Below are 24,680 nucleotides of genomic sequence, written 5' to 3'. Positions count from 1 at the left end.
CGCTCCCGATCAATTGGCCATCATTTCGCCTTGATCGGGGATTCGGTGCGCGCGCTGCACCTCGGATGGCACCACGTGCACCGAATCGACCATCCGGTCCTAGGACGACGTCGGCGGGTCGTCGCTCTCGCTGCCGCCGCCCGGGTCCGTCGGGTCGCTGGGCTCGGTCGGCCGGGTGGGCTCCGTCGGCTCGGTGGGCTTGCTCGTGGGCTTGCTCGTCTTCGTGGGCGGCCGGTCGGAGTGGTCGTCGTCGTTGTCGTGGTCGTCGTTGTCGCCCTCGTCGTTGTGGTCCGGGCGCCGGGACGTGGTGGTCCGCTGCGGCGGCTCGGTGGTGGGCACCACGACGGGCGGCGGGGGGAGCACCGGTGGCGGCGGGGCGGCGACGGCGGGATCCGGCGCGGGGGCCCGGACCGGCTCGTCCACCGGCGACGGCTCCTCCACCGTCGACTCCTCCGTGGAGGAGGGGACCTCCTCGACGACGGGCAGCGAGGCGCCCGCCCCCACCCGGCTCGACGGCTCGGTGTCGGCGGAGACGGAAGCGGCGGGTCCGACGGCCTGGCTGGGCACGGTGAGCTGCGCGACCGCCGTGGTGGCGCCGAGCGCCCCGACGGTGAGGACGGCCGCCGCGGCCGCGGTGCTGGCCCGGTTGAGCGTGCTCGCGCGGCGGAGCACGGTGTCGACCGACGGGAGCGTGACCGCGGCCGACAGCTCGTCATCGAGCCTGCGCAGCTCGTCGGTGATGCGTTCGTAGCCGTCCGTCACCGACGGCCTCCCTCGTGGTCGTGGGCGTCGCCGTCGTCGAGCCCGTAGTCGTCGGATTCCCGGGCACCGGGACCGTCGAGCCCGTAGCCGGGGGCGTAACCGGTGGCGGCCGCGTCGCCCAGCACGTCGGGGAGCACGTCGGCCATCCCCTCGGTGACGACGTGGCGGCCACGCGTGAGCCGGGCGTGGACCAGCGTCTCGGACGCCTGCTCGATGGCCGCGATCTCCTCGATCGTGGCCCCGGCCATGTGGAACAGCACGACCGCACGCCGCTCGGCGGGGGACAGCCGGGCGAGGGACCTGAGGATGGCACGCGTGCGCTCGTCGACGCCTGCGCCGATCGCCCGCGGACGGCCGACCCCGAAGCGGGCCAGCGCACCCCGCCAGCTGCGGATGGTGGACCGGACGGCGACGCGGCGGATCCACGCGCTCGGGTCCGGGGTGCGTCCGATCGCCGCCCAGCTGCGCCACGCCCGCGAGTAGGCGTCCTGCACGGCGTCGTGGGCCTCACCCGGGTTGAGCGTGATGGCGTACAGCTGCGCGACCAGACGCTGGTAGTTGGCCTCGAGGTGGGCCCCGAAGTCCACGCGCAGCTCGGCCGGGGTGCTCACGCTGGGCCGTTGCACCAGTTCGGCGTCACCCGACACGTCGTCGAGATCGGCACGCTGGGAGACCGACGCGGTCACGCCACAGCCCTCCCCGACAGCTCGCCCTTCACCCGAACGGAGATCGCTCTGCCTCCTCCATCGCCGGACTACTCCGGTCTGTTACCGGCAGCATCCTCCGTTCAGTCCAACGACGGGACCCATGCGGAAGTTGCGGCCCATCTCTCGGCTCGTTCGGAAGCGGCGTCGAACCAGGGCTCCTTCACCTCGACGTACCGGTCGGCGTCGGCATCACCGGCGTACCGCTCGGCCGCCATCCGCTTGATCGCCAGGTACTCCGCACGGGCCGCGGCATCGGCGCGCAGCCAGTCCCGGAAGAGCAGCGCGTAGCGCCATCCGGGCGAGCCGACCTCGCGGACGTGCAGGTTGACGACCCGGCACGGGTCCGCGCTGCCGTGGAGCCGCTTGGGCCACACCGGGGACCCGGGCGGCTTCGGGTTGTCGTGGTCGATGCCGGGGTGCCAGGGGAAGCCGGCGTCCTGCAGGACGTCGCGCACCGCGTCGGCGTCGGCCAGCGAATCGACGCCGAGCTGCAGGTCGATGACGTCCTTGGCGGGCAGCCCGGGCACCGCGGTGGACCCGATGTGCGCCACGCCGCGACCGCGCTCCCCCACGGCCGCGGCGACGCGCGCTCGCAGGCGGGCGGCCGCAGCGGGCCACTCCGGGTCGGGGCCGACGAGCCGCGGCGCACCGGCGGAGGCGGCTCGCCGCTGCCGCAGGTTCGCCTCGAACGGGACGAGCCGCCGCTCCCACAACGCGTCCACGGCCGCCTCGAGGTCGCGTTCGGTGCCGTCGTTGCACAGCCCGGCGTCGGCGGCGGCCCGCCGCGCCTCGTCGCTCGCCTGTGCGGCGATCCGCGCGCGGGCGTCCGCCTCCGCCAGCCCGCGCCGCACGAGCCGCCGCACCCGTTCCTCCGCGTCCGCATGCACGACGACCACCAGCGGGAAGAACGGCGCCATGGCGTTCTCGACGAGCAGCGGGACGTCCTGCACGACCACCGCGTCCGCGGGCGCGGCGGCGATCAGCTCCGCGGACCGCTCCCGCACCCGCGGGTGGATGATCGCGTTGAGCCGCTCGCGGGCGGCCGGGTCGCCGAACACCACGGCCGCCAGTGCCGGCCGGTCGAGCGCGCCCGCGGCGTCCAGCACCCCGTCCCCGAACGCCTCGGCCACCTCGGCGAGCCCGTCGGTGCCGGGCGCGACGACCTCCCGGGCCAGCACGTCGGAGTCGACGAGGAGCGCGCCGCGGGCGACGAGGCGGCGCGCGACCGTGGACTTGCCCGACCCGATCCCCCCGGTGAGCCCCACCCGCAGCACGGGGCGAGGCTACAAGGCCGTGTCCCGCAGCTCTCAGGCGATGGGATGCACCCTCGAACGGGCCGGGCCCGCGTCCGGTTCGGTCAACCGGGGATCAGGCCCAGCTGGTGCATGAGCCCGGCCAGGTCGACGCAGCCCCACCGCTCGACGATCATGTCCCCGCGGACGCGAAAGATGTTGATGCCGGGCAGGGTGAGCGTGTTCCCTGTGGCCGCGACCCCCAAGAGCTCCGCGCGGTGGGTGCCTCCGGCGGTGAAGCCGACGAGCTGGTGCAGCTCGCTGTGCCAGTCCGGGCAGGCCCGCCGCACCATCGCGGCCGCGTATCGGAACCCTTCCGGCCCGTCCGGGGCGCCCGGGACCGGGGGGTCGTGGTGGACGAAGTCCGGGTCGAGGTAGCGGTCCACCGCGTCCAGGTCCCCCTTGCTGAACAGCTCCTGGATGAAGGTGTCGACCAGCTGCTTGTTGCGTGCGGTGTCGTCAGTCGTCATGCCCGAAGCGTCGGGGTCACCGGTACCGGGTTCCATCCCCGGTTCCGGGGGTGGCCGGCGGCACCGGGGCCGCGGACACTGGTCCCCGTGGCCCGGCGCAGGAACGCGGCGAACGGCGAGCGCGACGTCGTGCGCGCGTGCCACAGCGGTCTGGACATCGGCGGCGTGCAGTCGCAGGTGCTGCGCGCGCTGCGCCGCGTGGTGCCGATCGACGCCGCGTTCTTCGCCACCGCCGACCCAGTGACGTTGCAGTTCACCGGCGCCGTCTCCGAGGAACCACTGGTTGCGGCGGCGCCGCGGTTCCTGGCCAACGAACTGTCCGGCGCCGACGTCAACACGTTCACGTCGTTGGCGACCTCGGCGGCGCACGTGGCGACACTGGACACCGCCACCGGCCGATCCCGGCTCGACAGCGAGCGGTATCGCGAGATCATGCGACCGGTCGGGCTCGGTGACGAGTTGCGCGCCGCGCTCGTCGCGGGCTCGGAGTGCTGGGGGTACCTGTGCCTGCACCGCGCGGACGGGCCGCTCGGGTTCTCCCAGCGGGAAGCCGCGGTCATCGCCCGTCTCGGCCCGCACATCGCGCACGCACTGCGTCTGGCCCTGCTGGGTTCCCCGGGTCCCGTCCCCGGTGACAGCCGGCAGCCCGGCGTGCTGCTGGTCACCGACGACCTCACGCCGGTGGCGAGCACGCCGGAGGCCGAGCAACTGCTGTCGCTGCTGGCGCCGGGGCCCGGCGGGGCGCTGCCGATCGCGGTGCACGCGGTGGTGGCCACCCTGTCCGCGATCGAGCGCGGCAGCGCCGCGCCGTCTCGGCTGCCACGCGCCACCGTCCGTACCCGCGACGGCGCGTGGCTCGACGTCCACGCCTCCCGCCTACGGGGATCCGCGGGCATCGATCGGGTCACCGTGGTGCTGGAACCCGCACGTCCGCACACCACGGCCGCCGTTCAGCTCGCGGCGTACGGCCTGACCCGGCGGGAGAACGAGGTCGCGACCCGCGTCCTGCGCGGCGAGTCGAACCGGGCCATCGCCGGTGCGCTACAGATCACCGAACACACCGTCCACGACCACATCAAGGCGATCTTCGACAAGGCCGGCGTGCGCAAGCGCGGCGAGCTCGCAGGCCGGCTGCTGGCCCCGCCCGCGCCGGACTGAACCAGGTCGATCCGGGCACCGGCGGTCGCCGCAGGATCAGCCGGACGCGCCGACCTGAGGCTCCCGCCCCGGTTGCGGGGCCTGCTGGGGCGGGGCCGTGCTGCTCGGTGTCACGGCGACGGCCGGGAGCACGCGCAGTGCGAGGTCGACGAGCGCGTCGGCGCGGCTCTTCCCCCCGGGCAGCGGCTGGTCCGGCAGCACGAGCGTGAGGTTGCTCGTGGAGTGGGCGACCATCAGCATCGCCTGACCGCGCTTCTCGAAGAGCACGCCGGGCGCGCTGCCGAGCGGCACGTCACGCCGGTCCCCCGACTCGGCCCGCACGTTCACCTGCCACTGCGCGTACGCGGCCGCCTCGTCCAGGTAGGCGGTGGCGTTGACGTCGAGCAAGGGCCGGCCGCCGCCGTCACCGGCCCGGGTGTAGCGGCAGGAGACCCGCTCCGTGCGGCCCACCGCGGGCTGGGGAACCCCGATCGTGGTGCGCACGGCCACCGAGCCGAGCGGGAGCCCCATCACGGCCTCGAGATCGGGGGCGCCGAGGATGCGCCCGCAGTCGGCCGGGATGACGCGGCCGTCGTCGGCCGCCGCGGTGGCCGGCCCCGCCCCGTCGGACGACGGGAACGTGGGCACGGCCGTCGACTCGGCACCGGAGGTGCCGCACCCACCGATCGCCAGCGCGAGCGCGCCGACGAGCAGCGCCCGCACGGCGCGCCCGCCTCCCACCCCGCGCATGGTTCCACGGTAGATCGGAACCGGTGGGATATCACCCGACGCGCCCACTCGCTCACCGAACCGTGACAATGCTTCCCCCCGAACACGGGACGGCCCCGGTGACCGTTGGTCACCGGGGCCGTCCGATACAGCTGAGGTGCGCTCAGGCGCCGCCGGACAGCTTCTCCCGCAGCGCGGCCAGCTGCTCGTCGCTGGCGAGCGAGCCGCCGGTCTGCGCCGGAGCCGCCTCCCCACCGGACGAGTAGTTGGCGGCCCCGCCGTCGGCGGCCGCCTCGGCCTCCGCCTCCGCGGTCTTGCGGATCTGCGCGATGTGCTGCTCGTAGCGGGCGTGCGCCTCGGCGTACTCCCGCTCCCAGGCCTCGCGCTGGGCCTCGAAGCCTTCCTTCCACTCGCCGGTCTCGACGTCGAAGCCCTCGGGGTAGATGTAGTTCCCCTGGTCGTCGTACTCCGCCGCCATGCCGTAGCGGGTGGGGTCGAACTCGGTGTCGACCGTCATGCCCTCGTTGGCCTGCTTGAGCGACAGCGAGATGCGGCGCCGGTCGAGGTCGATGTCGATGACCTTGACCATGCAGTCGTCGCCGACCTGCACGACCTGCTCCGGGATCTCCACGTGGCGCTCGGCCAGCTCGGAGATGTGCACCAGGCCCTCGATGCCCTCCTCGACGCGCACGAACGCACCGAACGGGACGAGCTTGGTGACCTTGCCCGGCACGATCTGGCCGATCGCGTGGGTGCGGGCGTACAGCCGCCACGGGTCTTCCTGCGTGGCCTTGAGGGACAGCGAGACGCGCTCGCGGTCCATCTCGACGGACAGGACCTCGACCGTGACCTCCTGGCCGACCTCGACCACCTCGCTGGGGTGGTCGATGTGCTTCCAGGACAGCTCCGAGACGTGCACCAGACCGTCGACCCCGCCCAGGTCGACGAACGCACCGAAGTTGACCACCGAGGAGACCACGCCCTTGCGGACCTGGCCCTGCTTGAGCTGGTTGAGGAACTCGCTGCGGACCTCGGACTGGGTCTGCTCCAGCCAGGCGCGGCGCGACAGGACCACGTTGTTGCGGTTCTTGTCGAGCTCGATGATCTTGGCCTCGATCTTGCGGCCGACGTACGGCTGCAGGTCGCGGACGCGGCGCATCTCGACCAGCGAGGCGGGCAGGAAGCCCCGGAGCCCGATGTCGAGGATCAGGCCGCCCTTGACAACCTCGATGACCGTGCCCTCGACCGGCTCGTCGGCTTCCTTGAGGGCCTCGATCGTGCCCCAGGCGCGCTCGTACTGCGCGCGCTTCTTGGACAGGATCAGCCGGCCTTCCTTGTCCTCCTTCTGGAGGACGAGGGCCTCGACGTACTCACCGACCGACACGACCTCGGCGGGATCGACATCGTGCTTGATGGAGAGCTCGCGCGAGGGGATGACTCCCTCGGTCTTGTAGCCGATGTCGAGCAGGACCTCGTCCCGGTCGACCTTGACGATGGTGCCTTCGACGATGTCACCATCGTTGAAGTACTTGATCGTCTGGTCGATGGCGGCGAGGAAATCCTCCTCCGACCCGATGTCGTTGACGGCGACCTGCGGCGTGGTCGGGGCGGCGGTGGTGTCGGTGGACATGTAGTGGGGTGCTCCGGTGGTTGGAATGGCGGTGCGTGCTGCGTGGTGTACGTCTCGTGACGTGGTGCTGTCACCCTTGCTCGTGGATCGTGGAGTGCATCGCGATGCGTGGTCGGATCGAAGCGCGCGACGTACCCGCGACGTGGACCACACTGCGGGTATCATGCTACGCGCCGCCCGATCAGCAGGGCAATGCGGGTACCCCCTGCTCAACCGCGCCAGCCAGGTGAAGATTCCCAGGTGACTGCTGAAGAGCTGCTGGGCACCGCCGGGGTGGCCCGGCGGGCCGTCGACGCGGCCGAGTCGGAGCGCGCGAGCCGGATGTGGTGGGACGCCGACGCCGACGACTACCTGGCAGAACACGGCGGCGACATCGGCGATGCCGACTTCGTCTGGGGCCCGGAGGGCCTGCGCGAGGCCGACGCCCGGCTGCTGGGCGACGTCACCGGCCTGCGGGTGCTGGAGGTCGGGTGCGGCTCGGCGCCGTGCGCCCGCTGGCTCGCCGCACAGGGAGCGCACCCGGTGGCCCTCGACCTGTCCGCCGCGATGCTCCACCATGCCGCCACCCTCGGCACCGCCACCGGACTACCGGTGCCGCTGGTGCAGGCGGGCGCCGAGCACCTGCCGTTCGCCGACGCCTCCTTCGACGCGGCCTGCTCCGCGTTCGGCGCCGTGCCGTTCGTGGCCGAGCCCGAGCGCGTGATGCGCGAGGTCGCGCGGGTGCTGCGGCCCGGCGGCACGTTCGCGTTCGCCGTGAACCACCCGATGCGCTGGATGTTCTCCGACGACCCCGGCCCCGACGGGCTCACCGTCCAGCAGTCCTACTTCGACCGCACCCCGTACGTCGAGATCGACGCCGACGGCCGCGCCACCTACGTCGAGCACCACCGCACGCTCGGCGACCGCGTGCGCGACCTGGTCGCCGCCGGCCTCGTCCTGGACGACCTGGTGGAGCCGGAGTGGCCGGAGGGCCGCGAGACGGTCTGGGGCCAGTGGTCCCCGCTGCGGGGCAGGCTCTTCCCCGGCACGGCGATCTTCGTGACGCACAAGCCCGACCCGCGTGCTCCGGGGAGGACGTTCGCGTAGGGGCCCGCGCACCCCGTGTCGGCCGCGTGGGGCGAGACGGGTGCGTGACCCGGCCCCGGCTCGGCTCGTCGGATCACCGCTCTCGCCTTGATCGCGGAAGGCGCGGCCGATTCGGCACGAAGGACCGGGTCGGCGCTCACCAGAGCATCTGCGAGCGCGCCGGGCACGCTCACATACGGTTCGCTGGTGCCCATCGATCCCGCTGACCTGACGCTCCCCGACGCCCCCGAGCAGCTCCCCAAGCTGATGGGCATCGAGTTCGTCTCGCTGAGCCTCGACGAGGTGGTCGGCACGATGCCGGTGGCGGGCAACCGCCAGCCGTTCGGCCTGCTGCACGGCGGCGCCAACGCGGTGCTGGCCGAGACCCTCGGCTCCACCCTCTCGGCGCTGCACGCGCTGCCCGACCGGTTCCCGGTGGGTCTCGAGCTCGCCTGCACCCACCACCGCTCGGCCACCGAAGGGCTCGTCACCGGGGTTGCGCGGCCGATCCACGTCGGCCGCAGCACGTCCACCACCGAGATCGTGATCACCGATGCCGAGGGCAGGCGCACCTGCACCGCCAAGCTGACCTGCCTGCACCGGGACACCCGCCCGTCCGGGTTCTGACCCGGACGGCTCAGGCCACCCCGAGGTACGCGTTGCGCACGGCCGGGTCCTCGAGCAGTTGACGGCCGGTGCCGTGCTGCACCACCCGGCCCGTCTCCAGCACGTACGCCCGGTGCGCCAGCGCCAGCGCCTGGCTCGCGTTCTGCTCCACCAGGAGCACCGTGGTGCCCCGGTCGGCGTTGATGCTGCTGATGATCCGGAAGATCTGCTGGATGATCTGCGGTGCGAGCCCCATCGACGGCTCGTCGAGCAGCAGCACCCGGGGCCGGGACATCAGCGCGCGGCCGATGGCCACCATCTGCTGCTCACCCCCGGACAGCGTGCCGCCCGGCTGGTTGCGCCGCTCCGCGAGGCGCGGGAACAGCTCGAACACGTGGTCCAGGTCCTCGCGGTAGGCGGCGGTGCGCCGGTCCTTGCGGGTGTAGGCCCCCATGTCGAGGTTCTCCAGGACGGTGAGCCCCGGGAACACACCCCGCCCTTCGGGTGCCTGGCAGATCCCGCGTCGCACCCGCAGGTCGGCCCGCAGCCGGGTGATGTCGTCCCCGTCGAAGACCACCCGGCCCGCGCTCAGCGGGCGCAGCCCGGAGATCGCCCGCATCGTGGTGGTCTTGCCGGCGCCGTTGGCGCCGATCAGCCCCACGATCTCGCCGGCGTCCACCGTGACCGACACTTCGTGCAGCGCCTGGATGCGGCCGTAGTGCACGGCCACGCCGTCCAGCTCAAGCAGAGGCATTCTCAACCCACCCCGCCGGCTCCGCGAGCTCCGCCGGCTTTCCATCCCCCATTACTCGGGCACCCCCAGGTATGCCGCCACGACGGCGGGATCCTCACGGATCGCGTCCGGCTCACCGTCGGCGATCTTGCGTCCGAACTCGAGGACGACGATGCGGTCGGTCACGCCCATCACCACCCGCATGTCGTGCTCGATGACGAGCACGGTGTACCCGTCCTCCCTGACCTTGCGGATCAGGGCGACGAGGTCGTCCTTCTCCGCGGGGTTGAACCCGGCGGCGGGCTCGTCGAGGCACAGCAGCTTCGGCTCGGTGGCGAGCGCACGGGCGATCTCCAGTCGCCGCTGGTAGCCGTACGGCAGGTTGCGCGCCTTCTCCGCGGCGCGGTCGGCGATGCCGACGAACTCGAGCAGCGCCATCGACTTCTCGACGCCGGCCCGTTCCTCGGCGAAGTGCCGGGGGAAGCGGAAGACCGCACCCGGCACGCTCGTCCTGTGCCGGGCGTCGGTGCCCACCATCACGTTCTCCAGGGCCGTCATCTCGCCGAACAGCCGGATGTTCTGGAACGTCCGGGCGATGCCGAGCCGGGTGATCTCGTAGCGGTGGCTGCGGGCGATCGACCGCCCCTCCAGCAGCACGTCCCCGGACGTCGGCCGGAAGACCCCGGTCATGGCGTTGAAGCAGGTGGTCTTGCCTGCGCCGTTCGGCCCGATCAGCCCGAGGATCTCCCCTCGCTGGATCGAGAACGACACGGCGTCGAGCGCGGTGAGGCCGCCGAAGCGCATCGTGAGGTCGCGCAGCTCGAGCAGCGTGTCACCGACGCCGACGGTGATCTCCCGGTCGGTGGCGGCGGCCGCCGCGACCGCCTTCTCGTGCTCCGCCCGTTCCTGCGGCGTCATCCGCTGCAGCTCGGCGACCAGCCCACCTTCCGGCGGCTCGACCGAGATCTCCTCCGTCGGCGGCTCGGGGCGGGTCACCGGACCACCCCTTCCTGGTGCTTGCCCAGGGCGCTCTCGCTGCTGATCTGCTCCCCCTTGCCGATCAGGCGCTGGTAGGCCCGCCGCCCGTAGGTCAGCAGGCGCTGGCGGGCGCCGAGCAGCCCCTGCGGACGGAAGATCATGAGCACGATGATCGCCAGACCGAAGATCAGGAAGCGGTACTCGGCGATGACCTGGAACCGGTCCGGGATGTACACGATGATGAACGCGCCGAGGATCACCCCGACCTTGTTGCCCGACCCCCCGAGCACCACCGCGGCCAGGAACAGGATCGACGTGACCACGTCGAAGCCCTGGCTGTTGATGAAACCGACCTGCCCCGCGTAGATCGAGCCCGACAGCCCGCCGATGGTCGCCCCCATCGCGAACGCCCACAGCTTGAACCGGAACGTGGGCACGCCCATCGCCTCGGCGGCGTCCTCGTCCTCCCGGATCGCCACCCACGCCCGGCCCACCCGGCTGCGTTCGAGGTTCCCGACGAGCATCAACACGATGATGATCACCGTGATCGTCAGCCAGTACCACGGTGTGCCGTTGGTGGCGGTGAAGATCTGCGACCCGTCCGCGCGGGTGACCTCGGGGCCGGGGATGGCGGCGAAGCCGCGCTGGCCGCGCAGCGGGTCGAGGTTGTCGGCGAGCAGGCGGACGATCTCGCCGAACCCGAGCGTGACGATCGCCAGGTAGTCGCCGCGTAGTCGCAACGTCGGCGCCCCGAGGATCAGCCCCGACACCGCGGTGACGAACATCGCGGCGGGAACGCAGATCAGCCACGGGTACTGCGAGTTCAGGAACGAGTCGGGGCTCGACAGCACCGCCGTGGTGTACGCACCGACCGCGAAGAAGCCGACGTACCCCAGGTCGAGCAGGCCCGCCTGCCCGACCACGATGTTCAGCCCGATCGCGATCAACGCGATCCGGGCGGCGTTGAACAGCGTGATCTGGAAGTTGGTGCCGGGCTCGGTGGTCAGGAGTGGCGGGTTGAGCACCGGCAGCAGGTAGATCAGCACCACGACCGGGATGAGGACCGCCCACTGCTGCCAGCGGTCGAGCGACCCCCACCAGTTGCGCATCCGGGTGCCGAACGGGACGCGGACGCCGTCGACGGCGTGTGCGGCGCTCATGCCCGTGCCTTCGCGAGCGACTCGCCGAGGATGCCCGTCGGCCGGAACATCAGCACGATGATCAGCAGCACGAACGCGATGACATCACGCCACTCACCGCCGAAGAACGTCTGGCCGTAGTTCTCCGCCACGCCCAGGACGAGCCCGCCGAGCAGGGCGCCGCGCAGGTTGCCGATCCCGCCGAGCACCGCGGCCGTGAACGCCTTGATGCCGAGCAGGAAGCCGCCGTTGTAGACCGCGGCCGCCGGGATGGTCATCAGGTAGAACAGGGCCGCCGCGCCGGCCAGCACCCCGCCGAGCAGGAACGTGAGCATGAAGACCCGCTCGCGGTTGACGCCCATCAGCGTGGCGGTCGTCGGGTCCTGCGAGACCGCGCGGACACCGCGGCCGAGCCGCGTGCGGTTGACGAACGTGTCGGCGACGACCATCAGCACGATCGCAGCGACGAACGTGAGGATCTGGATGTTCGTGACGCGCGCGCCGAAGACCGAGAACACCTCGGTGGGGCGCAGCAGCCGGATCGAGGGCTGCGAGTTGCCGCCGAGCGTGATCAGGAAGATCTGCTGGATGGCGAACGACGCGCCGATCGCGGTGATCAGGAAGACCAGCGGCGGGGCTCCGCGCTTCCGTAGCGGCCGGTAGGCGACGCGCTCCAGCAGCACGGCGGAGGCGCCCGACGCCAGCATCGCCACGATCCCGGCGACCAGCAACGATCCGATGAGCGGGAGCAGCGCGACCTGGGCCGTCCCACCGGGGGCGAAGCCCATGGCGGCGAAGGCGAAGTAGGTGGCGAAGACGCCGATGACGAAGATCTCGCTGTGTGCGAAGTTGATCAGGCGGAGTACGCCGTAGACCAGGGTGTATCCGATTGCTACCAGCGCGTAGATGGAGCCGTAGGCCAGGCCGTCGATGGTGTTGGCCCAGAACCGGTCGACCAGCAACCCGAAGTTGAAGTCGACCAGCCCGTCCTGCGCGAGCACGCTCGTGACGTGGGTGATCACAGGGGTGTTTCCCGTCTTCACGTGACGAAGGCGCGGTCCCGGAGGATGTCCCGGGACCGCGCGTCCGTCACCGATCTCGTTGGCGCCTGACCCGTGTTCCTAGTCGATCGGAGCCAGTCGCTGGATCTGGCCGTCCTTCACGACGTAGGTCCACACCGGTGTCTCGTTGAGCTCACCGTTCGCGTTCCACTTGAAGTGCTTGGTCAGGCCCTGCCCGTCGTAGTTGCGCACGAAGTCGAGCAACCCGGCCCGGTCGGAGATGCCCTGGTCGAGCCCCCGCAGCAGGATCGTCGTGGAGTCGTAGGCCTCGGCCGAGTAGGTCTGCGGCGTGGCGTTCCACCGCGCCTTGTACGCGTCGGTGAACTCCGGGAAGACGTCACCGGGAAGGCACGGGCACGTCATGTAGACGCCATCGGACGCCTCGCCCGCGTTCTGGACGAAGATCGGGTCCTTCACCCCGTCCGGCACGACGAGCTCGGCCTCGATCCCGGCGTCACGCAGCTGCTGGGCGAACGGCGCACCCTCGTCGTAGTAGCCGGAGTAGAAGATGGCGTCCGGGTTCGCCGACTGGACCGCGCCGATCGCGGCGGAGAACTCCCGCTGGCCGGTCTTCACCTCTTCCTGGCAGGCCGCCGCGTCGCCGAGCGCCTTGGTCAGCTCGGTGGCGAGACCCTGCCCGTAGGAGCTGTCGTCCCGGACCACGCACACCTTCTGCGCACCGAGGGTGCCGGTCATGAACCGGGCGGCCGCGGGACCCTGCACCGCGTCGTTGCCGAGGGCGCGGAAGAAGTGCTTCCACCCCTTCGTCGTGAGGTCGGGGTTCGTCGCCGACGGGGTGACCGAGACGAGACCCGCCTCCGAGAGCGACGGGCCGACGGCCTCGGACTCGCCGGAGAACGGCAGGCCCACGATCCCGAGGATCGACGGGTCGTTGATCGCGGCGACCGTGGGGGCGAGCGCGGTCTGCGGGGAGCCGCCGGTGTCGAACTCCTTGTAGGTGACCTGACAGCCGGGGTTGGCCTGGTTGTGCTCCTCGATGCCGAGCTGGACCGCCTGCTTGATCGCGATGCCCAGCGCCGCGTTCGCGCCGGCGATCGTGCCGACGTAGGCGATCGTCGGGTTGCCGGTGCACTTCCCCTGGCCGTCGCCGGCCGGGAGCTCGGCGTCGGCCGGCGGGCTGAACGGCGCCTGCGTCGGCTCCGCGCGCGGCGCGGAGGTGGCACCGCCGGTGGAACCACCGCCACCGCCACCACCACCACACGCCGCGAGCACCAGGGCGCCGGCCAGTGTCGCGGCGAGCGCGAGCACCTTCCGATTCCGACTCATGTCCATGTCCTTCCGTACCGCCCCCGGACTCCCCGCGGGACCGCTCCCCGTTACGGGAGACGGGCGGACGTTAAGGGACAGCGAGTGACAGAGTCATCATCGGCGGCGCGTCCTTTACCGGACCGCAACGTTCATGACCGTCAGGACTTCGGCGCGGCCAGCCCGTCCACGATGGCCTCCGCCACCGCCTTCATCGTCGTCCTGCGGTCCATCGCCGTGCGCTGGATCCAGCGGAACGCCTCGGGCTCGGTCATGTTCTGCCGCGTCATGAGCAGGCCCTTGGCGCGGTCGACGGTCTTGCGCGTCTCGAGCCGGTCGGTGAGCGTGGCCACCTCGTCCTCGAGCGCCCGCTTCTCCGCGAACCGGGACACCGCCAGCTCGATGGCCGGCACCAGCTCGTGCCGCGCGAACGGCTTCACCAGGTACGCCATCGCGCCCGCGTCGCGGGCCTGCTCGATGAGGTCGCGCTGGCTGAAGGCGGTGAGCATGACGACGGGGGCGATCTTCTCCTCGACGATCGACCCGGCGGCCGCGATGCCGTCCACCTTCGGCATCTTCACGTCCATGATCACGAGGTCGGGACGGAGCTCACGGGCGAGCTCGACGGCCTGCTCCCCGTCGCCGGCCTCACCGGCGATGACATAGCCTTCCTCGGTCAGCATCTCCGTGAGGTCGAGGCGGATGAGTGCCTCGTCCTCCACCACGAGCACGCGCAGACCGGCGGCCGGTCGGGCCTCGTCCGCGGACTGCTGCTCGGACACCTGCTGGCTCACAGGGCTGCTCTCCTTCGCCGGAGGGGTTGTACCGGAAGGATTCAGAGTACCGGCCGGTCGCGATGCCGAACTGTGATCCCGCCGATTGCGGGCAGGGGCGGAGGCAGCACGAGGACGTCCGCGCTAGAGTTCGGAACTCCACCGCCCCCGTAGGCCAACCGGCAGAGCCAGCGCTCTCAAACAGCGTCCAGTGTGGGTTCGAATCCCACCGGGGGCACAGTTGCGCGATCGAAATCGTCGGTGGTGGACGCAACACTGGCCGCGTGTACGACGCCGAGCCGCGCTGGAGGCCGTCCGCTCCGGCCAGAGCCTCTCCTGCGTGAGCAGATCCACCGGGATCAGTCGCTCGGCGGTTCGCAGCTGGCGCGACGGACCGCGGGGGGCCCGAACCTCGAAGTGCCCGCGCTGCGACCGGCCCGGGAGAAGCCCGCACCGGGATCGGCATACGCGTACCTCCTCGGCCGGTACGGTCTGTCACGATCTCGGTGGCCCGCCGGGAGGCCGTGGCCGCGCTGGACCTGATCGTGGGCCCGAAGAGCCGAGGTTCGGCGGCTCGCTAGCCTCCGGGGCATGCCTACTGCCCTCGTCACCGGTGCCAGCCGCGGGCTCGGCTCCGCCTTCGCCGGACGGCTCGCCCGCGACGGCCACGACCTCGTGCTGGTGGACCGCGACCGGACCGGGTTGGAGCGCGTCGCGACGTTCCTCCGCGGGACGGGCCGGTCGGTCGAGGTCCTGGCGGTCGACCTGAGCGACGAGAAGGGCCTCGCCGCGGTGCAGGCCCGCCTCGAGGACGCGGACCGGCCGGTCGACATGCTCGTGAACAACGCGGGCGTGAGCGACGAGACCGAGTTCACGGCCGCGGACGTCGACAAGCTGCAGGCCGAGATCGACGTCAACATCACGGCCCTGATGCGCCTGACCAGGGCCGCGCTGCCCGGGATGAAGGAACGGCACCGGGGCGCGGTGATCAACGTGTCGAGCTTCGCCGGCTACCTCGCCGGTCGGGGCGACGCGTACGCCGCGAGCAAGGCGTGGGTGCTGACGTTCAGCGACACGGTGGCGGCGTCGCTGGAGGGCACCGGCGTCCGCATGATCGCGCTCGTGGCCGGGCAGCTGCGCAACGCCATGTTCCCCGCGCCCGCGGACGCGTCGCGCGACGGGCTGGACCCCGCCGGGGTGGTGGACACCTGCCTCGCCGACCTCGCGAAGGGGCGCAGGCTGTCGGTGCCGGGATGGCGCTACCGGGCGGTGGTGGACGTGCTCGAGCTGCCGCGCCGCACCCTGCGCACCGCGGCCCGGCTGGCCGGCAAGGGCCGCGCCCAGGCGGCCGTGCTGCGCAATCCGGTGGGCCCGCACACCTGACCCTCCGCGCTCGCACACCAACTTTCGCGCTCCCACACCAACTGCAGTTGGTGTGCCGGCACCACGCTTGGTGTGTGAGCGCCTATTGGCGCCGCCGCGGTCAGCCCGAGAGCTCGTGCAGGGCCCGCTGCGCGGCGTCGAGCTCGGCGCGCAGCCGCTCCACCCGCTCGACCTGCCGCTGTCGGGCTGCCGTGAGGGACGACTCGATCGCCTCGGCCACGGCGGCGGGCAGTGACCGGGCCGCCTTCGCCACCTCGGCGGGCTGCACGGGCGTGGGCCGGACGGTGCGCTTGCGACCGGTGGCGACCTCCACCGTCCACTCGCCGTCGGCGGTGCTGCTCAACGTGACCGTGACCTCCGCCGGACGAGCGGCGGGGCGGGCGCGCGCCGGCTTCCTCTCCTCGGCGGGGGGCGGCGCGGAGCCGTTGCGGGCCGGCACCTCCGGCAGCGGCACCGGCTTCTCCTGCCGGGCCGGCGGACGCGGCGCCGCCGGCTGGGCGGCAGGCGGCTGGGCAGCAGGCGGCCGGGCAGCAGGCGGCTGGGTGGCTATGGGGTGGGCCTGCTTCGCCCGCCGCCGCGGCGGGCGGGTGCGGGTGAGCTCGTTCGGGGAGCAGAACACCGTGTCCTTGGTGCCGGTGGGCCGGACCTCGACGAAGTCGCCCTCGGCCGGCTCCCCGATCGACACGATCTTCGCGGAGCCACCCACCGGGACACCGACGGCGGCCGCGGTGAACCACACCGGGAACTGCCGGCCCTCCGCCAGCTCGGTGCGTGCCGCCGCCAGGTCCTGCTCCGACAGCGCTGCCGGTGCGTCCGTCATCCGTGGGCTCCCCTCACTCGATCGGTGCGCATCATGCCTGGACGCACCGACAGGGATCAGCCCGCCCACGCCCCGGTGGGTGCGATGTGCGCCACCCAGCCGGCGAAGGAGCGCGGCGGCCGGCCCAGCACGTCCTCGACCCCGGTGGCGGGAGCGGCGATGTGGTCTCCCGGAGGATCTCGAACATGCCGCTCAGCTCCAGCTCAGGTCGCTGCCGCGCACGACGTCCTCGGCGGCCGCGACGGCACGCCCGTACCGGTCACCCCACGCCTCCACCCCTCGGCCCGAGAGCAGCACGACCCGCTTCACCCCCGCCTCCTGCACGACGTCGACGAACGCCGGGAGCGGGGGCGGGGTCCTCCGGGGCGACGAGGTACAGCGCGCCCGCCCCGGTGACCACGGCGGGCCACGTGTACGGGTCCGCCCGGTCGAACCGGACCTCCGCGGACCGGGACGCGGCCCGCACCTGGTGCCCGGCGGCCCGCAGCGCGGCGACCACCCGGCTGCCCGACTTGCCGTTCGCGGCCAGCACCGGGATGTCCGAGTCCATGCCGCCCAGTGGATCTCGCAGGTACCGGCCGCGGACATGCTCGCGCGTCGGCGGGTGATGCGAACCCGTCTATCCTCCGGAGACGTGACGGTCCTGGAGACCCTGCTCCGTGGGATCCGGACCCACGAGGGCGCGCTGGCGCGTGCCCGGCTCGGCCCCGGCGAGGAGTACGCCGTCCGCGTGGATTCGCCGCTCGTGCTGTGCGGCGTGGTCGCGGGCGCGGTCGCGGTGGCGGGCGAGGCGCTCCCGGCGGGCGGCGTCGCGATGGTCCAGCCGGGCGCCGACGTCACGGTGCGGGCGGGCGACGCGGGCGCATCCCTGCTCGTGTGCGGGTACCGGTCCCGGGGCAGCGGCGTCCGGCTCGCGGGCGCGCTGCCGCCGTCCGCGGTCGTCCCGCCCGATGACGCGGACTGCGTCACGCTGCTCGAGCTGCTCGATCGCGGGTGTGAGCGGCCGGCCGTGGTGCAGGACCGGCTGCTGGACTGGCTCCTCACCTGCACGCTGCACGCGTGGTTCGCCACGCGCGCGCCCGAGGAGCCGGGCTGGTTCGCCGCGCTCGCCGACCCGGTGGTCGGGCCCGCCCTCGAGGCGCTGCACGCCGAGCCGGCCCGGCGGTGGACCGTGGAGGAGCTGGCGGCGCGGGGCGGTGCCGGCCGGGCGACGTTCGCGAAGAGGTTCCGCGACCTCGTCGGGGAGGCGCCGCTGTCGTACCTGCGGAGCCGGCGGATGACGCTCGCCGCCGAGTACCTCGCCGACCCCGACGTCACGGTCGGGGCGGTGGCGCGCCGCGTCGGGTACGCGGACGCCTTCACGTTCAGCGCGGCGTTCAAGCGGGAGCGTGGTGTGGCGCCGAGCACGGTCCGGGCATGAACCCGTCGTCCCGCGCGTTGGGGCAAGGTGATTGCAGATGCAACTACCGGAAGCAGGGATCGAGATGGGGATGCAGTTCGGCGTCTTCTCCGTCGGTGACGTCACGCCCGACCCGACGAACGGCCGCACGCCCACCGAGGCCGAGCGGATCAAAGCGATGGTCGCCATCGCGCTGAAGACGGAGGAGGTGGGCATGGACGTCTTCGCCACCGGCGAGCACCACAACCCGCCGTTCGTGCCGTCCTCTCCCACCACGATGCTCGGCTACATCGCCGCGCGCACGACGCGGCTGCTGCTGTCCACGGCCACCACGCTGATCACCACGAACGACCCGGTGAAGATCGCCGAGGACTACGCGATGCTGCAGCACCTGTCCGACGGGCGCGTCGACCTGATGCTCGGCCGCGGCAACACCGGGCCGGTCTACCCGTGGTTCGGCAAGGACATCCGCGACGGCATCCCGCTCGCCGTGGAGAACTACGCGCTGCTGCGCAGGCTGTGGCGCGAGGAGGCCGTCGACTGGGAGGGCCGCTTCCGCACACCGCTGCAGGGCTTCACCTCGACGCCGCGGCCCCTCGACGGGGTGCCGCCGTTCGTCTGGCACGCGTCCATCCGCAGCCCCGAGATCGCGGAGCAGGCCGCCTACTACGGCGACGGCTTCTTCCACAACAACATCTTCTGGGACGCCGGGCACGTCCGGCGGATGGTCGACCTGTACCGGCGCCGGTTCGAGCACTACGGCCACGGTTCGGCCGACCAGGCGATCGTCGGGCTCGGCGGGCAGGTGTTCGTGCGGAAGAACTCCCAGGACGCCGTGCGCGAGTTCCGGCCGTACTTCGACAACGCACCCGTCTACGGGCACGGCCCGTCGCTCGAGGACTTCTCGGAGCTGACCGCCCTCACCGTCGGCAGCCCCCAGCAGGTCATCGACAAGACGCTGGCGTTCCGCGAGATCGCGGGCGACTACCAGCGCCAGCTGTTCCTCATGGACCACGCGGGCCTGCCACTCAAGACGGTGCTCGAGCAGCTGGACATCCTCGGCGAGGAGGTGGTCCCGGTGCTGCGCGAGGAGTTCGCCGCGCGCGCCCCGCAGCACGTCCCGGACGCCCCGACCCACGAGAGCCTGAAGGCGGCGCGCGCCACGGAGGAGGTGCCCGCATGACCACCCGGAAGATCGCCGTCGTGAGCGCGGGGATCGGTGTCCCGTCGTCCACCCGGTTGCTCGCCGACCGGCTCGCCGCGGCCACCACCGCGGCGCTCGCCGAGCACGGCGTGGACACCGAGCTCGAGGTCGTGGAGCTGCGCGAGCACGCCCACGAGCTGGTGGACGCCGTGCTCACCGGCTTCGTCGCGCCGGGCCTGCGACCGGTCGTGGACGCGGTGGTGGGCGCCGACGGCCTGATCGCGGTCACGCCCACGTTCTCGGCGTCCTACAACGGCCTGTTCAAGCTGCTCTTCGACGCGCTCGAGGACGGCGCGCTCGACGGGAAGCCGACGCTGGTCGGCGCCACCGGCGGCACCGGCCGCCACTCCCTCGCCCTGGAGCACGCCGTACGCCCGCTGATGGCGTACCTGCACGCGGTGGTGGTCCCCACCGCGGTGTTCGCGGCCCCGGAGGACTGGGCGGGCGGGGCCGCGGGCGTGCCGGCCCTGGACCGGCGCATCGCGCGGGCCGCGGGCGAGCTCGCCGACCTCGTCGCCGCCCGGCCCGCGACGGCGGCCCCGGACCCGTTCGGGGACCCGGTTCCCTTCGAACAGCTCCTGCGCGGCGAGTGACCATCGAGCACGACGCGTTCGCGGCGATGGTGGAAACCCATCGCCGCGAGCTGCGCGTGCACTGCTACCGGATGCTCGGCTCGTTCGACGAGGCCGAGGACATGGTGCAGGAGACGTTCCTTCGGGCCTGGAAGGGCATCGGCGGGTTCGAGGGCCGCTCCGGCCTGCGCGCCTGGCTCTACCGGATCGCCACGAACGCCTGCCTCGACGCGCTCGACGGCAGGGCGCGCCGCGTGCTGCCGGCGGACCTGCGGCCACCGTCGGACCCGGGTGCCGCGCTGCCCGCGCGCACCGACATCCCGTGGCTGCAGCCGTTCCCGGACCGGCTCGCCCCCGACGACGCGGAGCCGGGCGCCGCGGCCGTCGCGCGGGAGACGATCGAGCTCGCCTTCCTGGTCGCCATCCAGCACCTGCCGCCCCGGCAGCGCGCGGCGGTGCTGCTGCGGGACGTGCTCGGCTGGCGGCCGGGCGAGATCGCGTCCGCCCTCGACGGCAGCGTCGCGTCCGTCAACAGCGCGCTGCAGCGGGCGCGGGCCACGCTGCGTGAGCACCTGCCCGAGCGCCGCGTCGACTGGGCGCCGTCCACCCCGCCCACCGCCGACGAGCGCACGGTGCTGCGCCGCTACATGGCCGCGATGGAGAGCGCCGACCCCGATGCGCTGGCCGCGGTGCTCGCCGAGGACGTGCGCACCGCGATGCCCCCGTGGCCGATGTGGTTCCGCGGCCGTGACGCGATGGTCGCGGCGCTCCGCGCGAGCTGGTCCCCGGACGGGCTGGGCCACCGCTTCCGGATGCTGCCCACCCGGGTGAACGGGCAGCCCGCCGTGGCCGCGTACCTGCGGACCGGAGAGGACCACCGCGCGTTCGCGATCTCGGTGCTGCGCATCGAGCACGGCCTGATCACCGAGGCCATCGCCTTCCACGAGACGCACCTCTTCGCCGCGTTCGGCCTGCCGCTGTTGCTCACCGATGACGTTCCCGGCGCCGCACCGTCACCATGACATGGCACAGCTCCTGTACTCGGTCACGATGTCGCTCGACGGGTTCATCGCCGGCCCCGGCGGCGACATGTCCTGGCTCACCCCGTACCTCGGCCCGAACCCGGTCGTCGACGAGCTGATCCCCCGGATCGGCGCGATCCTCGCGGGCGGCCGCACGTTCCGCGGCGACGACCCGCACGCCGGTACCGAGGCGGAGGGCAAGGTGTTCGGCGGCGGCTGGGAGGGCCCGCAGTTCGTGCTCACCCGCAAGCCCCCGGCCGACCCGGTACCCGGGGTGACGTTCGTGACCGACCTCGGCGAGGCGGTCGCCGCCGCCCGGGCCGCGGCCGGCGAGAAGTACGTCAACGTCCTGGGCGCCGAGACCGCGCGCTCGTGCCTGGAGGCGGGCGAGCTCGACGAGGTGCTGACCCTCATCGCCCCCGTGCTGCTCGGGGACGGCGTGCGGCTCTTCGACCATCCCGGCGGCACGCACGTCCGGCTGGAGCGGATCGACGCCGGCACCGCCCCGCTCGCGACGCACGTGTGGTTCCGGGTGGCCGGGCGGTGAGTTTGCGGTCCAAACGCACTCCCCGGGGAAGGCGAAGCCACTTTCCCGCAGGCTCGTTGCAGGAAAGTGGCTCTGCTGCGATCCGCTACGCCGCGGGCGGGCCGAGGAGCAGCCCGCCGTTGACCTCCAGGGTCTGCCCGGTCACCCACCGGCCGTCGTCAGAGGCGAAGAACGCCACGGCGTCGGCGATGTCGGCGGGCTGCCCGTGCCGGCCGAGCGCGACCATGTTCGCGACCCCGCGGGCCGCCTCGGGGCTCTGGCTCAGCCAGCTGTTCATGTCGGTCTCCGTGATGCCCGGCGAGACCGTGTTGACGGTGATCCCCCGCCGGCCCTGGGTCTGCGCGAGCGAGCGGGTGAGCACGTTCAGCGCGCCCTTGCTCATGCTGTAGACGACATCGGGCGTGGCGAACCAGGTCACGCCGGACGAGACGTTCACGATCCGGCCGCCGGCGGGCATCAGCGGCAGCGCGCGCTGGACGAGGAAGAGCGGCGCGCGGACGTTCACCGCGAACAACCGGTCGAAGCCGTCCGGGGTGGCACCCTCGATCGTCCCCGAGTAGTCGATGACGGCGGCGTTGTTGACCAGGATGTCGAGCGGGCGCCCGGCGAGGCCCTCCTCGAGGCCTGCGAACAGGGTGTCGAGCTCGGAGGTCTCGGCGAGGTCCGCCCGCACGGCGAACGCCTGCCCGCCCGCCTCCTCGATCGCGGCCATCGTCTGCGCGGCCGCCTCCTCGTTGGTGCCGTAGTGCACGGCGACGTGCGCGCCGTCGGCGGCCAGCCGTTTCGCGATCGCGCGGCCGATGCCGCGGGAGGCGCCGGTGACGAGGGCGGTGCGTCCGGTCAGGTCGGTCATGCCGATGCTCCTTCGGTCCGGGTGGGGGTGACGCGCAGCGCGGAGGTGGCCCACGCGGCGGGGAGAGCGGCGGCGGTGACCACGAGGCCGACGATCACGGGGCCGCCCGCGCCGTAGGCGTCGAGGGTCCAGCCGCCCGCGAGCGCGCCGAGCGCGATGCCGCCGTTCAGCGCCGACGCGGGCAGCGTGGCGGCGAGGTCGCGGCCGGGCCCGGCGAGCTCGAGAACGCGGTACTGCAGGGAGGGCACGAGACCTGTGCCGACGACGCCCCACGCGACCAGCACGATCACGACGAGGACCGGGATCGCGGCGACGAGGTGCAGGAGCCCGAGCGCGACCGCCAGGGCGGCGCTGCCGAGCACGAGTGCCCGGGTGGCGCTGCGATCGGCGGCCCACCCGCCCGCGAAGACCCCGGCCGCGGTGGCGACGCCGTAGGCGAGCAGGAACACGCTCACCGCACTGCTCGAGACGCCGGTGCGCTCCTGCAGGAACGGCGTGATGTAGGTGAGCACGGCGTACTGGCCTCCCAGTAGCAGCAGCCCGGTCCCGAGCACGGCCAGCACCCGGGGCGCGAACGCGTACCGCGCCTGCACGAGCGCGCGCCCACCGCCGGTCGCCGCCACCGCCGGGACGGCGCGCAGCAGCGCGAGCAGCGCGCCCAGCCCGAGCACGGCGACCCCTGCGAAACCGGCCCGCCAGCCCATCCCCTGCCCGACCAGCGTGCCCAGCGGAACGCCGAGGGCCGTGGACACCGAGATCCCGCCGAGCACGATCCCGATCGCACGGCCCGTGCGCTCCGGCGGCACCAGTGCGCCCGCGACGGCGAACGCGACACCGATGAACAGCCCGTGCAGCGACCCAGCGGCGAACCGGGTCGTGAGGAAGAGCCCCGCGCTCGGCGTGACGAGCGGGGCGGCGGTGGCCAGCACGTACCCGGCCAGCGCCCAGGCGAGCACGGCACGGCGGCCGGAGCGGATGGTCAGCGCGGTCAGGACCGGCCCGCCGATGGCGATGCCGAGCGCGTACGCGGTGACGGCCGCCCCCGCGGTGCTCACCGGTACCTCCAGGTCGGCGGCGATGAGGTCGATCACCCCGACGACGAGCAGCTCGGCGCTGCCCATCACGAACGCCGCCGCGAAGAGCGCCGCCAGTGCCGGGCCGGATCGGGTGTTCATGACCCGCCTCCTCGTTGTTAGGGATCGTTCCCTATCAAGAAGCTATGCCGCCCCGGCAGCGGCGACAAGACGGTGTGACGCAGAACGCTAGGGAACGGTCCCTAACGCAGTAGCATGGCGCCATGGCCCGAGCGGGAACGGCGACGCGCCGCAGCTCCGCGGAGACGCGCGAGCACGTCCTCGAGGTGGCGCACGAGCTGTTCTACTGGCAGGGCATCCGTGCCGTCGGCGTCGACCGGGTCGCCGCGGAGGCCGGGGTGGCCCCCACCACCCTCTACCGGCTCTGGGCCTCGAAGGACGACCTCGTCGCGGCGTACGTCGAGCGGGCCGACCACGCCTACCGCGAGTGGTTCGACTCCGCGCTCGGCGACGGGAGTCCGCGGGAGCGGATCCTGTCGCTGTTCGACGAGCTCGCCGTGCAGACGCAGCCCGACCGCTGCCGGGGCTGCCCCTTCCAGATGGCGCTGACCGAGTTCCCCGACCCGGAGGTCGCCGCGCACCGCAACGCCGCCGCCAACAAGGCCTGGGTCCGCGCGCGGCTCGGCGAGCTCACCGCGGACATGCCCGGCCACGACGCGCTCGCCGACCAGCTCGCACTCCTCATCGAGGGCGTCTACGCCTCCGCGCAGGCACTCGGGGCCGAGGGGCCCGCGCGCAACGCGCGGGCACTGGCGGAGGCTCTCCTGCCACCCGGGTGACCGGTCGTGGCACGGTTGTCGTCGTGGACACCACGCGCGACCGCGACCCCGCCGGACGCCCCCGCAACGCCCGCCCCCGCGACGCGGCGGGCCGCCCGCTCCCCCACGGCGCCGAGGGCGTCGAGCGGGTGCCCGAGGACCTCGTGCTCAGCGCCGACGAGAGCGTCACCGAGGCGCAGCGGCTGCTCGACGACGGCCTGCCGTTCCCGGCGCACGACGTGCTGGAGGCCGCCTGGAAGGCCGCGCCCGACGAGGAACGGGAGCTCTGGCGCGGGCTCGCCCAGCTCGCCGTCGGCCTGACGCACGCGCAGCGCGGCAACGCCCGCGGCGCGGCAGCGTTGCTCGAGCGCGCCGCGCACCGCATCGGCTGCTGGGCAGCGCCCGCCCCCGCGGGCCTGGACATCCCCGGGCTCCAGGCGCACGCCGAGGGGCTCGCGAGGCGGATCGAGCGGGACGGGCTGGCGGGCCTGTCCGACGCCGACCTGCGCCCACGCCTGCGCGGGCTGGGAGGTGGAGCGAGCGGCCCCGCCGCTCGCACCTAGTGTCCCCCGCCGGAAGTCCGTTGGGTAAGTCGGTGGATCCAGGTTCTCGCTGCGTGTGCCGGGCGGCGGCCCTCGTACCGGGCGTACTCGGGACGTCGGCCGGTGCGCGCAGCGTGG

At 72.9% G+C, this 24,680-nt stretch carries 27 protein-coding genes and 1 tRNA gene; 12 read left to right on the top strand and 16 right to left on the bottom strand.

Going from position 1 to position 24,680, the window contains the following annotated elements; genetic code table 11:
• Window positions 1–99: 99 nt before the first annotated feature.
• From ABEA81_RS40280 to ABEA81_RS40265, 4 genes are all read right to left on the bottom strand, one after another.
• Window positions 100–762 carry a hypothetical protein gene (locus ABEA81_RS40280; protein ID WP_345613008.1) on the bottom strand — a complete coding sequence of 221 codons (663 nt, stop codon included), beginning with the start codon at window positions 760–762 and terminating at the stop codon, window positions 100–102.
• A complete protein-coding gene (locus tag ABEA81_RS40275; protein ID WP_345613006.1) occupies window positions 759–1,448 on the bottom strand; it encodes an RNA polymerase sigma factor in 690 nt (229 codons plus the stop codon). The genes ABEA81_RS40280 and ABEA81_RS40275 overlap by 4 nt, the downstream gene beginning before the upstream one ends.
• A gap of 101 nt (window positions 1,449–1,549) precedes the next feature.
• On the bottom strand, window positions 1,550–2,743 hold the full coding sequence (coaE, locus tag ABEA81_RS40270) for a dephospho-CoA kinase (RefSeq protein WP_345613004.1): 1,194 nt from the start codon (window positions 2,741–2,743) through the stop codon (window positions 1,550–1,552).
• Between the two features lie 83 nt (window positions 2,744–2,826).
• On the bottom strand, window positions 2,827–3,231 hold the full coding sequence (locus ABEA81_RS40265) for an ester cyclase (protein ID WP_345613002.1): 405 nt from the start codon (window positions 3,229–3,231) through the stop codon (window positions 2,827–2,829).
• Window positions 3,232–3,318: 87 nt separating this feature from the next.
• On the opposite strand from ABEA81_RS40265, the gene ABEA81_RS40260 reads away from it, so the two are divergent.
• Window positions 3,319–4,389, top strand: coding sequence for a helix-turn-helix transcriptional regulator (locus tag ABEA81_RS40260; protein ID WP_345613000.1), 1,071 nt, complete (start codon window positions 3,319–3,321; stop codon window positions 4,387–4,389).
• A gap of 36 nt (window positions 4,390–4,425) precedes the next feature.
• Here the strand turns inward: ABEA81_RS40260 and ABEA81_RS40255 are convergent, their stop codons facing one another.
• Complete coding sequence (locus tag ABEA81_RS40255; RefSeq protein ID WP_345612998.1) at window positions 4,426–5,118, bottom strand: hypothetical protein; 693 nt, start codon at window positions 5,116–5,118, stop codon at window positions 4,426–4,428.
• A 142-nt stretch (window positions 5,119–5,260) separates the two neighbouring features.
• Window positions 5,261–6,727, bottom strand: a complete 1,467-nt coding sequence (gene rpsA / locus ABEA81_RS40250; protein WP_345612996.1) for a 30S ribosomal protein S1 — start codon at window positions 6,725–6,727, stop codon at window positions 5,261–5,263.
• Window positions 6,728–6,919: 192 nt separating this feature from the next.
• Between rpsA and ABEA81_RS40245 the strand changes: the two genes are divergently transcribed.
• Together ABEA81_RS40245 and ABEA81_RS40240 are read left to right on the top strand one after the other, a co-directional pair.
• A complete protein-coding gene (locus ABEA81_RS40245; protein WP_345612994.1) occupies window positions 6,920–7,813 on the top strand; it encodes a class I SAM-dependent methyltransferase in 894 nt (297 codons plus the stop codon).
• A gap of 246 nt (window positions 7,814–8,059) precedes the next feature.
• Entirely contained in the window at window positions 8,060–8,419 is a 360-nt protein-coding gene (locus ABEA81_RS40240; protein WP_345613039.1) for a hotdog fold thioesterase, read from the top strand.
• Window positions 8,420–8,429: 10 nt separating this feature from the next.
• On the opposite strand, the gene ABEA81_RS40235 is transcribed toward ABEA81_RS40240, so the two are convergent.
• The 6 genes from ABEA81_RS40235 to ABEA81_RS40210 form a co-directional block, all read right to left on the bottom strand.
• The gene (locus ABEA81_RS40235) at window positions 8,430–9,152 is read right to left on the bottom strand and encodes an ABC transporter ATP-binding protein (protein WP_425570860.1); all 723 of its coding nucleotides are present in this window, start codon (window positions 9,150–9,152) and stop codon (window positions 8,430–8,432) included.
• A 51-nt stretch (window positions 9,153–9,203) separates the two neighbouring features.
• Window positions 9,204–10,049: an ABC transporter ATP-binding protein gene (locus ABEA81_RS40230; RefSeq protein ID WP_345613035.1), complete on the bottom strand. Its 846-nt coding sequence runs from the start codon at window positions 10,047–10,049 to the stop codon at window positions 9,204–9,206.
• Window positions 10,050–10,123: 74 nt separating this feature from the next.
• A complete protein-coding gene (locus tag ABEA81_RS40225) occupies window positions 10,124–11,218 on the bottom strand; it encodes a branched-chain amino acid ABC transporter permease (RefSeq protein ID WP_345613033.1) in 1,095 nt (364 codons plus the stop codon).
• 47 nt (window positions 11,219–11,265) lie between these two features.
• Window positions 11,266–12,291: a branched-chain amino acid ABC transporter permease gene (locus ABEA81_RS40220; protein WP_345612992.1), complete on the bottom strand. Its 1,026-nt coding sequence runs from the start codon at window positions 12,289–12,291 to the stop codon at window positions 11,266–11,268.
• A gap of 78 nt (window positions 12,292–12,369) precedes the next feature.
• Complete coding sequence (locus tag ABEA81_RS40215; protein ID WP_345612990.1) at window positions 12,370–13,596, bottom strand: branched-chain amino acid ABC transporter substrate-binding protein; 1,227 nt, start codon at window positions 13,594–13,596, stop codon at window positions 12,370–12,372.
• A gap of 140 nt (window positions 13,597–13,736) precedes the next feature.
• The gene (locus ABEA81_RS40210; protein WP_345612988.1) at window positions 13,737–14,369 is read right to left on the bottom strand and encodes an ANTAR domain-containing response regulator; all 633 of its coding nucleotides are present in this window, start codon (window positions 14,367–14,369) and stop codon (window positions 13,737–13,739) included.
• Window positions 14,370–14,512: 143 nt separating this feature from the next.
• On the opposite strand from ABEA81_RS40210, the gene ABEA81_RS40205 reads away from it, so the two are divergent.
• Together ABEA81_RS40205 and ABEA81_RS40200 are read left to right on the top strand one after the other, a co-directional pair.
• Window positions 14,513–14,586 (top strand) — tRNA-Leu (locus tag ABEA81_RS40205).
• Between the two features lie 353 nt (window positions 14,587–14,939).
• Complete coding sequence (locus ABEA81_RS40200; protein ID WP_345612986.1) at window positions 14,940–15,731, top strand: SDR family NAD(P)-dependent oxidoreductase; 792 nt, start codon at window positions 14,940–14,942, stop codon at window positions 15,729–15,731.
• A 100-nt stretch (window positions 15,732–15,831) separates the two neighbouring features.
• Here the strand turns inward: ABEA81_RS40200 and ABEA81_RS40195 are convergent, their stop codons facing one another.
• On the bottom strand, window positions 15,832–16,551 hold the full coding sequence (locus ABEA81_RS40195; protein WP_345612984.1) for a DUF6319 family protein: 720 nt from the start codon (window positions 16,549–16,551) through the stop codon (window positions 15,832–15,834).
• A gap of 259 nt (window positions 16,552–16,810) precedes the next feature.
• On the bottom strand, window positions 16,811–17,101 hold the full coding sequence (locus tag ABEA81_RS40190; RefSeq protein WP_345612982.1) for a hypothetical protein: 291 nt from the start codon (window positions 17,099–17,101) through the stop codon (window positions 16,811–16,813).
• A gap of 84 nt (window positions 17,102–17,185) precedes the next feature.
• On the opposite strand from ABEA81_RS40190, the gene ABEA81_RS40185 reads away from it, so the two are divergent.
• The 5 genes from ABEA81_RS40185 (at window position 17,186) to ABEA81_RS40165 (ending at window position 21,295) form a co-directional block, all read left to right on the top strand.
• Window positions 17,186–17,971, top strand: coding sequence for an AraC family transcriptional regulator (locus ABEA81_RS40185; RefSeq protein ID WP_345612980.1), 786 nt, complete (start codon window positions 17,186–17,188; stop codon window positions 17,969–17,971).
• 70 nt (window positions 17,972–18,041) lie between these two features.
• Complete coding sequence (locus ABEA81_RS40180) at window positions 18,042–19,133, top strand: LLM class flavin-dependent oxidoreductase (protein ID WP_345613031.1); 1,092 nt, start codon at window positions 18,042–18,044, stop codon at window positions 19,131–19,133.
• Window positions 19,130–19,747 (top strand): FMN reductase, encoded by a 618-nt coding sequence (locus ABEA81_RS40175; RefSeq protein WP_345612978.1) that lies wholly within the window; start codon window positions 19,130–19,132, stop codon window positions 19,745–19,747. Before ABEA81_RS40180 ends, ABEA81_RS40175 begins: the two co-directional genes overlap by 4 nt.
• Window positions 19,744–20,748 (top strand): sigma-70 family RNA polymerase sigma factor, encoded by a 1,005-nt coding sequence (locus ABEA81_RS40170; protein ID WP_345612976.1) that lies wholly within the window; start codon window positions 19,744–19,746, stop codon window positions 20,746–20,748. The genes ABEA81_RS40175 and ABEA81_RS40170 overlap by 4 nt, the downstream gene beginning before the upstream one ends.
• 1 nt (window position 20,749) lies before the next feature.
• Window positions 20,750–21,295 carry a dihydrofolate reductase family protein gene (locus ABEA81_RS40165; protein ID WP_345612974.1) on the top strand — a complete coding sequence of 182 codons (546 nt, stop codon included), beginning with the start codon at window positions 20,750–20,752 and terminating at the stop codon, window positions 21,293–21,295.
• A gap of 85 nt (window positions 21,296–21,380) precedes the next feature.
• Here ABEA81_RS40165 and ABEA81_RS40160 read toward each other — a convergent pair whose 3' ends face one another.
• A complete protein-coding gene (locus tag ABEA81_RS40160; RefSeq protein ID WP_345612972.1) occupies window positions 21,381–22,148 on the bottom strand; it encodes an SDR family NAD(P)-dependent oxidoreductase in 768 nt (255 codons plus the stop codon).
• Window positions 22,145–23,323, bottom strand: a complete 1,179-nt coding sequence (locus ABEA81_RS40155) for an MFS transporter (protein ID WP_345612971.1) — start codon at window positions 23,321–23,323, stop codon at window positions 22,145–22,147. Before ABEA81_RS40155 ends, ABEA81_RS40160 begins: the two co-directional genes overlap by 4 nt.
• A gap of 122 nt (window positions 23,324–23,445) precedes the next feature.
• Between ABEA81_RS40155 and ABEA81_RS40150 the strand changes: the two genes are divergently transcribed.
• Window positions 23,446–24,021 carry a TetR/AcrR family transcriptional regulator gene (locus tag ABEA81_RS40150; protein WP_345612969.1) on the top strand — a complete coding sequence of 192 codons (576 nt, stop codon included), beginning with the start codon at window positions 23,446–23,448 and terminating at the stop codon, window positions 24,019–24,021.
• Window positions 24,022–24,044: 23 nt separating this feature from the next.
• Window positions 24,045–24,563, top strand: coding sequence for a DUF309 domain-containing protein (locus ABEA81_RS40145; protein ID WP_345612967.1), 519 nt, complete (start codon window positions 24,045–24,047; stop codon window positions 24,561–24,563).
• Window positions 24,564–24,680: the final 117 nt, after the last annotated feature.

Source organism: Pseudonocardia adelaidensis, from assembly GCF_039543345.1.
GTDB lineage: Bacteria > Actinomycetota > Actinomycetes > Mycobacteriales > Pseudonocardiaceae > Pseudonocardia > Pseudonocardia adelaidensis.
Note: the sequence above shows the minus strand (reverse complement) of the source record. Positions and strands in the feature narration are given on the sequence as shown.

What these genes read in the sequence shown, in the direction of transcription:
- ABEA81_RS40200 (WP_345612986.1), top strand. Translation starts at nt 14,940, where the DNA reads ATGCCTACTGCCCTCGTCACCGGTGCCAGCCGCGGGCTCGGCTCCGCC.
- ABEA81_RS40215 (WP_345612990.1), bottom strand. Translation starts at nt 13,596, where the DNA reads ATGAGTCGGAATCGGAAGGTGCTCGCGCTCGCCGCGACACTGGCCGGC.
- ABEA81_RS40245 (WP_345612994.1), top strand. Translation starts at nt 6,920, where the DNA reads ATGCGGGTACCCCCTGCTCAACCGCGCCAGCCAGGTGAAGATTCCCAG.
- ABEA81_RS40150 (WP_345612969.1), top strand. Translation starts at nt 23,446, where the DNA reads ATGGCCCGAGCGGGAACGGCGACGCGCCGCAGCTCCGCGGAGACGCGC.
- ABEA81_RS40230 (WP_345613035.1), bottom strand. Translation starts at nt 10,049, where the DNA reads ATGACGCCGCAGGAACGGGCGGAGCACGAGAAGGCGGTCGCGGCGGCC.
- ABEA81_RS40160 (WP_345612972.1), bottom strand. Translation starts at nt 22,148, where the DNA reads ATGACCGACCTGACCGGACGCACCGCCCTCGTCACCGGCGCCTCCCGC.
- rpsA (WP_345612996.1), bottom strand. Translation starts at nt 6,727, where the DNA reads ATGTCCACCGACACCACCGCCGCCCCGACCACGCCGCAGGTCGCCGTC.
- ABEA81_RS40155 (WP_345612971.1), bottom strand. Translation starts at nt 23,323, where the DNA reads ATGAACACCCGATCCGGCCCGGCACTGGCGGCGCTCTTCGCGGCGGCG.
- ABEA81_RS40265 (WP_345613002.1), bottom strand. Translation starts at nt 3,231, where the DNA reads ATGACGACTGACGACACCGCACGCAACAAGCAGCTGGTCGACACCTTC.
- ABEA81_RS40165 (WP_345612974.1), top strand. Translation starts at nt 20,750, where the DNA reads ATGGCACAGCTCCTGTACTCGGTCACGATGTCGCTCGACGGGTTCATC.
- ABEA81_RS40175 (WP_345612978.1), top strand. Translation starts at nt 19,130, where the DNA reads ATGACCACCCGGAAGATCGCCGTCGTGAGCGCGGGGATCGGTGTCCCG.
- ABEA81_RS40225 (WP_345613033.1), bottom strand. Translation starts at nt 11,218, where the DNA reads ATGCGCAACTGGTGGGGGTCGCTCGACCGCTGGCAGCAGTGGGCGGTC.
- ABEA81_RS40180 (WP_345613031.1), top strand. Translation starts at nt 18,042, where the DNA reads ATGCAGTTCGGCGTCTTCTCCGTCGGTGACGTCACGCCCGACCCGACG.
- ABEA81_RS40190 (WP_345612982.1), bottom strand. Translation starts at nt 17,101, where the DNA reads ATGGACTCGGACATCCCGGTGCTGGCCGCGAACGGCAAGTCGGGCAGC.
- ABEA81_RS40195 (WP_345612984.1), bottom strand. Translation starts at nt 16,551, where the DNA reads ATGACGGACGCACCGGCAGCGCTGTCGGAGCAGGACCTGGCGGCGGCA.
- ABEA81_RS40240 (WP_345613039.1), top strand. Translation starts at nt 8,060, where the DNA reads ATGGGCATCGAGTTCGTCTCGCTGAGCCTCGACGAGGTGGTCGGCACG.
- ABEA81_RS40235 (WP_425570860.1), bottom strand. Translation starts at nt 9,152, where the DNA reads ATGCCTCTGCTTGAGCTGGACGGCGTGGCCGTGCACTACGGCCGCATC.
- ABEA81_RS40255 (WP_345612998.1), bottom strand. Translation starts at nt 5,118, where the DNA reads ATGCGCGGGGTGGGAGGCGGGCGCGCCGTGCGGGCGCTGCTCGTCGGC.